The sequence below is a fragment of the Megamonas rupellensis DSM 19944 genome (assembly GCF_000378365.1).
GTDB classification, from domain to species: Bacteria; Bacillota; Negativicutes; order Selenomonadales; family Selenomonadaceae; genus Megamonas; species Megamonas funiformis.
The window spans coordinates 24,355-32,081 of sequence record NZ_KB899587.1 but is presented as its reverse complement, the minus strand read 5'-3'; the positions used below and the strand labels follow the sequence as shown (position 1 = coordinate 32,081).

General features: G+C 29.2%; 8 protein-coding genes. 5 read left to right on the top strand and 3 right to left on the bottom strand.

Going from position 1 to position 7,727, the window contains the following annotated elements:
- Positions 1–264 precede the first annotated feature (264 nt).
- The 3 genes from tnpB to F553_RS0108420 all read left to right on the top strand — a co-directional run bounded on the left by tnpB (position 265) and on the right by F553_RS0108420 (position 3,314).
- A complete protein-coding gene (tnpB, locus tag F553_RS0108430; RefSeq protein ID WP_018999764.1) occupies positions 265–1,374 on the top strand; it encodes an IS200/IS605 family element RNA-guided endonuclease TnpB in 1,110 nt (369 codons plus the stop codon).
- 151 nt (positions 1,375–1,525) lie between these two features.
- Positions 1,526–2,083 (top strand): lytic transglycosylase domain-containing protein, encoded by a 558-nt coding sequence (locus F553_RS0108425; RefSeq protein WP_370753644.1) that lies wholly within the window; start codon positions 1,526–1,528, stop codon positions 2,081–2,083.
- A 112-nt stretch (positions 2,084–2,195) separates the two neighbouring features.
- Entirely contained in the window at positions 2,196–3,314 is a 1,119-nt protein-coding gene (locus F553_RS0108420) for a DNA adenine methylase (RefSeq protein ID WP_018999762.1), read from the top strand.
- Here F553_RS0108420 and F553_RS0108415 read toward each other — a convergent pair.
- From F553_RS0108415 to F553_RS0108405, 3 genes are read right to left on the bottom strand one after another with little or no spacing between them, the layout of a single operon-like run.
- Positions 3,311–4,009, bottom strand: a complete 699-nt coding sequence (locus tag F553_RS0108415; RefSeq protein ID WP_018999761.1) for a DNA-methyltransferase — start codon at positions 4,007–4,009, stop codon at positions 3,311–3,313. The genes F553_RS0108420 and F553_RS0108415 overlap by 4 nt on opposite strands.
- Before the next feature lie 4 nt (positions 4,010–4,013).
- Positions 4,014–4,877: a TdeIII family type II restriction endonuclease gene (locus F553_RS0108410; RefSeq protein WP_018999760.1), complete on the bottom strand. Its 864-nt coding sequence runs from the start codon at positions 4,875–4,877 to the stop codon at positions 4,014–4,016.
- A gap of 24 nt (positions 4,878–4,901) precedes the next feature.
- Entirely contained in the window at positions 4,902–5,108 is a 207-nt protein-coding gene (locus tag F553_RS0108405) for a helix-turn-helix domain-containing protein (RefSeq protein ID WP_018999759.1), read from the bottom strand.
- Positions 5,109–5,480: 372 nt separating this feature from the next.
- Here F553_RS0108405 and F553_RS0108400 point away from each other — a divergent pair, with 372 nt between their 5' ends.
- Both F553_RS0108400 and F553_RS0108395 read left to right on the top strand, forming a co-directional pair.
- Positions 5,481–6,443 (top strand): aspartate carbamoyltransferase catalytic subunit, encoded by a 963-nt coding sequence (locus F553_RS0108400; protein WP_008539980.1) that lies wholly within the window; start codon positions 5,481–5,483, stop codon positions 6,441–6,443.
- Entirely contained in the window at positions 6,427–7,719 is a 1,293-nt protein-coding gene (locus F553_RS0108395) for a dihydroorotase (RefSeq protein WP_018999757.1), read from the top strand. Before F553_RS0108400 ends, F553_RS0108395 begins: the two co-directional genes overlap by 17 nt.
- Positions 7,720–7,727: the final 8 nt, after the last annotated feature.

The following is a 7,727-nucleotide window of genomic DNA, read 5'->3' as shown; positions in this document are numbered from 1 at the left end:
GATAAGATATAGTCTGTGCCGTTATGAAAGTAACGGAAGTTCATAAGAGAACTGTATAGAAAGTAGCGTTTCTATATGAACGAGACCTCATAATACGACTAAAGCAGAACCTAGAGTTCTTGTATATGTTATTTAAAAATAGGTAGTTAATATATAAACACTTGTTATATTACTATAGATATGTCATGATTATATTGAGTGACAATATGGAAGTAATATATGGCAGAAGATATGTTTATTCATTAGAAAGAGTAAGTGTTTATTATGGAAAAAGCTTATAAATTTAGGATATACCCTAATAAAACACAAGAAAGTTTACTTCAAAAAACTTTTGGCTGTGTACGTTTTATATATAATTACTTTTTAGATAGAAGAATTAAAGCATATGAGCAAAATAAGAAGACTATAAGTTATAACGAATGTTCAAAAGAGCTTACTCAATTAAAAAAAGAAAAAAAGTGGCTTAAAGAACCAGATAAATCCTCTTTACAAAATGCTTTAAAAAATTTAGATACAGCTTATAAAAACTTTTTTAACAGACAAAAAGTAGGCTTTCCTAAATTCAAATCTAAAAAGAATCGGTATAAATCGTACAAAACAAATATGACAAATAACAACATTGTATTTTTAGGAAATAAAATAAAACTACCTAAAATAGGCAAGATTAAAACAAGAGATAAATATCGCCAAATAGAAGGTAGAATTTTAAGTGCGACAGTATCGCAGACTCCTAGTGGAAAATATTACATTGCACTATGTTGTACAGACCTGCCTCAACCTGAATTTATTAAAACGAATAAATATGTTGGCTTAGATTTAGGAATAAAAGATTTTGTCATAACCTCAGATGCAGTAAAATATAGCAATCCTAAATATTTGCAAAAATCACTGACTAGATTAGCTAAACTCCAAAGAGAGCTTTCTCGAAAAACAAAAGGAAGTTCAAATTGGGAAAAGGCTAGAGTAAAAGTAGCAAAGTTGCATGATAGAATTGCTAATCAAAGATATAATTTACTACATCAAGTAACATGTCAACTTATCAGAAATTACGATGTGATCTGTCTTGAAGATTTACAAGTTGAAAACATGATGAAAAATCATAAATTAGCAAGAAATATAGCTGATGTTAGCTGGTCAGAGTTTATGAGACAATTAGCATATAAAGCCAAATGGTTTGGCAGGGTTATTGTCAAAATAGATAAATTTTATCCTTCAAGCCAATTATGTCATGTTTGTGGATATAAAAATACTGAAGTAAAAAACTTAAATGTTAGAAAGTGGAACTGTCCTAAATGTAAAACATATCATGATAGAGATGTAAATGCAGCTATAAATATTAGAAATGAAGGATTAAGAATATTAAACATAGCATAAATAATATATACAAGAACCGTAGGAACTATGGGGATAGCTCGGAGATACTGTATTCGTTAGAATACTTGACCGAGAACCCTGCGACTTTAGTTGTGGGAGGTTCAGGAGTGAGAGGATACACCATCAAGTAAATATTAAGACAAAACGTAAAATGAGTTTTTGGAAAAAATTATTGCTAATGATTTTAGTATTAGCTAGTTTGAGTTATTTTGTTTGGCAAAATGAGGATTTTCAACGAAAATATTTATATCCATATGATTATCAAGATACAATAAATTTTTATGCAGATAGATATGAAGTAGATAGAAATTTAGTGGCAAGTGTTATTTTAGCGGAAAGTAAATTTCGTCAAGATGCTACTTCTGTCCATGGGGCTAGAGGTCTTATGCAAATCATGCCAGAAACTGGCAACTGGATTGCTACGCAAATAGAAGATGATAGTTTTTCTGTAGATAAATTGTATAATGTGAATATGAATATAAAATATGGTACATGGTACTTATCTGAATTGCAGACAGAATTTGAAGGCAATGAAGTATTAGCTCTTGCAGCATATAATGCAGGTAGAGGAAATGTATATGAATGGATGGAAAAATATCATTGGGATATAGATTTTAAAGATTATACCAAAATACCTTTTCCTGAGACAAGAGAATATGTAAAACGTGTACTAGAAAATAAAAAACATTATAATAAGCTATATAAATAAAGAAGGCTATATATTATGAATAAATCATGATATATAGCTTTCTTCACATATAAAAAATAATATGATAGAATAAGATGCTAAAAAAATAGAATTATAATATGAAGGAGATATTGTGAAGCCTATAATAAAGTGGCCAGGTGGAAAATCTGGAGAAATTAAAAATTTTGAATATTTAATTCCAAAATATGATAGATATATTGAGCCTTTTTTTGGTGGTGGTGCATTATTTTTTCATTTATCACCACAGAAAGCTTTAGTAAATGATATATCAAAGTCTTTAATTAATTATTATGAATTAATTAAAAATCAGGATAATCAGTTGTATAAATTATTAATTAATTATGATAAAAGTTTTATGGATTTATTATCATTTTGTAATAAATTTTATAATGATATATTAGAGATATATATAAAAACTAGAGATGAAAATTATAAAAAAGAAAATATTGTATATGATTTAAAATTTTTCTCTAAAAAATTAATGCAAAATTTTGATTTAGAATTTTATAATACATTGCTTATAGACAAAAATGATTTTTTTAGACAGATAATAGAAACAGAAACAAATAAAATATTAAGAGTTGTAAAGTTAAATGAAAAGAAACCATTATTAGAAGAGGATTTGAGGGATAATTTAATAACTGGTTTTATGAGTGGTTATTATATGTATTTTAGAAAGGTGTATAACGATATTAACTTAAAAAGAAATACATCATTATCTAGAGCATATCAAGTAGCTAATTTTTACTTTATAAGAGAATATTGCTATGGCTCCATGTTTAGATATAATAATAATGGTGAATTTAATATACCATATGGAGGAATATCTTATAATAAAAAAATATTAAGAAATAAAATCGAAAATATGTTTAATGAAGAAATTAGACATGTTTTTCAAAACACTAAAATATATTGCTTAGATTTTGCAGATTTCTTTAAACAAGTACAGGCAACTGAAAATGATTTTATCTTTTTAGATCCACCATATGATACAGATTTTTCAGATTATGAAAATAGACAGTTTACAAAAGATGATCAAATACGATTAGCAAATGAGTTAAAAAAAATAAAAGCTAAGTTTATACTAGTAATAAAAAATACAGATTTCATTCGAAATCTGTATGAAAATAATTTTAATATAATATCTTTTGATAATACTTACACATATAATGTACGTGGTAGAAATACAAGAGATGTTGAACATTTAATAATAACAAATATTATTGATTAATGATAAACAGAGTTTAATCTATCAAAGCAAGCTTTAAAATATGTCTTATTTATTTCGCATCCAGCAAAACGTCTGTTTAATTCTAAAGAAGCAATACCAGTTGAACCAATTCCCATGAATGGATCGAAAATTAAATCTTTAGGATTACTGGCAATAGATATAAGATGTTTTAAAAGTTTTATTGGTTTTTGTGTTGGATGATATGGAGATTTTAATCTCTCAGGATAGGAACAAATAGGGCATTCAAAAAAATTATGCATTTCTTTTTGTGTAGAAAAATTCCAAGTATGACCTTTATTCCATAGACAAACGATGAGTTCACAACTATTTAGAAATCCATTTTTATATATTTTAGGCGGTGGATTAGTTTTATGCCAGATAAAAATTTGAAAAGTATCAAATTCTTTATCGAAAGCTTCATGCCACTGTCCTAATTTATTATAACCAGTAAAGATAAAAATATTTCCAGTTGGTTTTAAAATACGTTTAAAATCATATACTAAATTATGTGGATTTATTGAATTTTTATCCCAATTTGCAATATCATTATTGATGGGTTTTCGTTTAGGCAAAAAAATATTTCCTGTTGAATATTGAGCTATATTATAAGGTGGATCAGTTAAAATTAAGTCAATGCAATTATCAGGAATTGTTTTCATTAAATTAAAACAGTCATCATTTATTAATTTAAACAAAATATTAATCCTTTATGATTTTATTTATTAATGTATTGATATGTTCATTGAGATTTAATTCTACTAAAGCATCGTGATAAATTTGTTCAAAGGTGTAAAAATCTATATCATTTGGCAAAATTTTATTCCAAAAATTAGAACCAATTAGAAACATAGATGGATAATTTAGATGTTTTTTTACACTACCAGTCCAAGTATTGCCTTCACCATTTTTGTTGTAAAGAGCTACAAAATAAGCATTACAATTAGTTATACCCATATCTACATAAATGGTTAGTAGCTTTTCTACATTAGATGGTGCGTTAGAACTATCTAAATCGCCACCAGCTTTAAGTTCGGATATATTCCAATTTTGACCATCAAAAAAAGCTAAATCTACAGGTTTTGTATAAATTGTATTAGTTTTGTATTTTATAGATAAAGGATAAAGTTCATTTTTAATTTTTGCTTGCGTAACACGGCTTTCAATGCGATTTTTTCCTTTACCATATGCTTCATTGTTAGCACGGAAAGAAGCTATTTCACCACGTAGATTGCCATTATTTGTATCGACATCTGTAATAATGATTTGACCATTGATAGAATGGGGATCTAGATTGTGTTTTAGATTTCTAGGATTAACAATAGTGGGCACATTTTCTTTACCAAATTTTAATCGAGCAATTCTTTTAGCACAAGCTTCAATAGCAAAACCACTTTTAGATTCAAAACTACTAACGAAAACCATATTAGCCATTATACGCTTATCCATTTGTGAAAGTAAAAAATTATTTGTTTTGTTTTTGTAATTTTTAGAAAAATCTTTTTGTATACTATCAATTACTTTAGAAAATTCTTCTATTATAATAAGTTTAATTTTTTGTCTCATAAAAATATCCTTCCTTAGTGTAAATTAAAGTTCTTGAAATAATTCAGATAAAGAAATATTTAATCCTTTAGCTATTTTTTCTATATTTAAAATAGAAATATTTCTTTTTCCTTTTTCAACACTAGCAAAATATGTTCTGTCCATATTAATAGAAAGAGCAAATTTTTCTTGGCTTAAGCCTAATTGCAAACGTTTTTCTTTTATACGTTGCCCTAATTTTTTTCTTATCATAAGAACTCCTTTAGAATTTATGATTTTAAATAAATCGTATAAATATTATGTATATAAATCAACGGATTATAAGTAACAATAACGATGGTAATTTTCGAATAAACATTTATAATATTTTTTAAAATAATTTGGAATAATATAGATAATTTTTGATATAATAATTAAAGAAGATATGCAGGCATTTTTATTTGACAGGATTACTAGTTTATGATAGTATTTGAGTAATAAAAATATAGCCCTTTAAAAAAATCCAGCGAGGTTGAAAGGGAGCACTATATATCTTTATATTGCGCTATCAGTAGCTTTCTTATGCCTTCGCATAGGAAGGCTTTTTTTGATTTTGGGTTTCATTTAAAGTGCGAAGGAGTGACTATGTTGAGTAGAAACAGCGTTTCATTACGTGGTAAAAATATTCTTGGATTAGAATATTTTTCTCCGGAAGAAATCGAATTAGTGTTGGACACAGCAAAAGAAATGAAAAATATCATTCATCGTGATATTAAAAAATTACCAACATTAAGAGGAAAATCAGTTGTTACTTTATTTTATGAACCAAGTACAAGAACACGTACTTCGTTTGAATTAGCAGGCAAATATCTAAGTGCAGATGTAGTGAATATTACATCTAGTACAAGTAGTATTGTTAAAGGTGAAAGCCTTCGCGATACATTACTCACACTTGAAGATATGGGCGTTGATGCTATCATCATGCGTCATAGTGCCGAAGGTGCAGCTGAATATGCAACTAAAGTTGTAAGCCCAGTTATCATAAATGCAGGGGACGGAGCACATGCACATCCATCTCAAGGATTGTTGAATTTATTCACAATTAGACAACATAAAGGAACTTTAAAAGGTTTAAAAGTTGCTATTATTGGGGATATACTTCATAGCCGTGTAGCTCGTAGCGATATTTGGGGTATGAGAAAAATGGGCATAGAAGTTCATCTTGCAGGTCCAAAAACATTATTACCAAGATATTTAGCTGAAGAACCTGGTATTTTTGTACATGACCGTGTGGAAGATGCAATTAAAGATGCTGATGTAATTAATGTTTTACGTATTCAACTTGAACGTATGAAATCAGGTTTATTCCCATCTCTTCGTGAATATGCACGTATCTTTGGCTTGAATAAAGAACGTTTAGCTTTAGCTAAAAAAGATGTATTAATTCTTCATCCAGGTCCAATGAATAAAGGTGTGGAAATTTCTCCAGAAATTGCTTATGGTTTAAATTCTGCAATTCAAGACCAAGTACAAAATGGTGTTGCTGTTCGTATGGCTTTATTAACTCTAACTTTAACAGGAGGAAAAGACAATGAAATTACTGATTAAAGGTGGACGAGTTATAAATCCTGGCAAAGATTTTGATGCTGTCAGTGATGTCCTTGTAGAAAATGGTAAAATCGTAGCTATTGGTGAAAATTTAGAAGCTAGTGATGCAAAAGTAATAGATGCTAAAGGCAAAGTAGTAGCTCCAGGCTTTATTGATATGCACACTCATCTTCGTGAACCTGGTCAAGAAGCTAAAGAAGATTTTGCTTCTGGCTCTAAAGCTGCTGCTGCTGGCGGATTTACAACAGTGGCAACAATGCCAAATACAAAACCTGTAGTAGATAATGCAATTTTAGTAAATGGATTAAAACAACGTGCTCAAGATGAAGGCGTAGTGCATATTGAAGTTATTGGTGCACTTACTAAAGGGCAAGAAGGAAAAGAATTAGCAGAAGTCGGCGATATGGCACAAGCTGGTGCTGTAGCTTTTTCTGATGATGGTCATTTTGATAATAATTGCAAATTAATGCTTAATGCATTTGATTATTTAAGAACTTTTGATAAAGCAATTATGTCTCATGCAGAAGAAACAAGTCTTGTGGCAGAAGGTGTAATGAATGAAGGTCATCGTTCTGCTATGCTCGGTATGAAAGGTAGACCAACAGTAGCAGAAGATATCGCAGTAATGCGTGAAATTTTGTTAGCTGAATATGCTGATGCATGGGTGCATATCTCTCATATTAGTTCTAAAAATGCAATTGATATGGTTCGTCAAGCTAAAAAACGTGGTGTGAGAGTTACAGCAGAAGTAACACCTCATCATTTAACTATGACTGATGAAATGGTAGACCCAACAGATTCTTCAACAAAAGTAAATCCACCTCTCCGTGGACAAGCTGATGTAAATGCAGCTCTTGAAGGATTAAAAGATGGTACTATTGATATCATTGCAACAGACCATTCACCACATGCTCAAGAAGAAAAAGACCGTGAATATAAATTCGCTCCAAGTGGGTTCCCAGGTCTTGAAACTGCACTTGGCGTATTATTAACAGATTTATATCATAAAGATTTAATTTCTTTAAATGAGCTTGTAGCTAAAATGAGTTATATGCCAGGTAAATTATTCTTTGATGGTAAACGTGGTATCTTAGAAGAAAATGCTATGGCAGATATAACTATTTTTGACCCAGAACTTGAATGGACAGTAGAAAAAGAAAAATTCTACACAAAAGGTTCTCATAGTCCATTTGTAGGTCGTACATTAAAAGGTAAAGCCGTTATGACCATTGTTGAAGGCAATATTGTAATGGATAATGGTGAAATTATAGCTTAATAATTTGG